The sequence below is a fragment of the Microvirga sp. GN3 genome (assembly GCF_055792825.1).
Window position 1 is genome coordinate 1 of record NZ_JBVVAK010000388.1, and the last position, 1,048, is coordinate 1,048.

Genomic DNA, 1,048 nt, shown 5'->3' on the forward strand with positions numbered 1-1,048 from the left:
GAGAACCTGATCTCGTTGCATGGCGGCACCCTGAAGGTGCTGGACTGGGAGGGCTTGCAGAAGGCCGGCGAGTTCGATCCCACCTACCTGCATCTAGTCAAGAAAGAGGCGCTCTGATCGGCGGATAGGTTCTCAGCAAAACCCAGATCCTTCCAGAAGCTGCTTCTCCCATATTCGTGCCCGATTCTCCGCGTTCGCACGACCTATGCTCGATCTACTAGGGGCACTATGATCGACCGGGCGCAGGGGCAGCCATGCTCATGGGTCAGCTTCACTCCTTGTTGCCGCCGTGTTCTCCGGTGCAACCCTCTCCATCAATGTTGCCGAACAGCTTGCGCGGCTGGAGCCGAAAGCCGAGCGATGATCGAGCGGTGTCCTGACCCTCACGATCGGATTGCAGAGCAGTGCAATTGATTTTGGCACCTGTCTCAGACTCGGGGCCAGGAAAGGACCTGCCTTGTCCAACGCATGGCCCGAAACCGATGCTTCGACTCCTCGTTTTCCGCAAATGGACGAGGTCCGAGCTCTATGATCCTTGTGGTCAACAGGAAACGGGCCGGACCTCATGCATTTCGCGTACGGTTCATGGAGGCGCTGATGCCCCGCGGTGACAAGTCTGCCTATTCTGACAAGCAGAAGCGAAAAGCCGAGCATATTGAGGAAGGCTACGAGAAGCGTGGTATTCCGGAAAACGAGGCCGAGCGGCGTGCTTGGGCGACCGTCAATAAGGAAAGCGGGGGCGGCAACAAGAGCGGCTCTGGACGCGGCAAGAAGGATACGAATGTATCCGCGAAAAAGGGCGGTGCTCGTGGCGGAGCGGCCTCAGCCAAGCGTCCCGCCGCGGCTCGGTCTGCATCGGCAAAAAAGGCGGCCGCCACCCGGAAGCGGAAAGCAAGCTGACCGGCGTCAGTCTCTGCCCGACCTCATCAGACCAGCCTACAGAGCAGAGCCTCTTTGATCCCTGACAGGATCCGACATCAGTATGTCAGACACTGACTCGAAGGCGCGCCGGGGCAGTCTTGACGCTGCCATTCAAACCCACCTCGGC

1 protein-coding gene is annotated in these 1,048 nt (G+C 59.4%); it reads left to right on the plus strand.

What is annotated here, in order from left to right; translation table 11 throughout:
* The first annotated feature begins 597 nt into the window (after window positions 1-597).
* Window positions 598-900, plus strand: a complete 303-nt coding sequence (locus tag ACS5Q1_RS48040) for a plasmid stabilization protein (RefSeq protein WP_473100238.1) — start codon at window positions 598-600, stop codon at window positions 898-900.
* Window positions 901-1,048: the final 148 nt, after the last annotated feature.

Coding starts and splice junctions, on each gene's coding strand:
- ACS5Q1_RS48040 (WP_473100238.1), top strand. CDS start 598: ATGCCCCGCGGTGACAAGTCTGCCTATTCTGACAAGCAGAAGCGAAAA.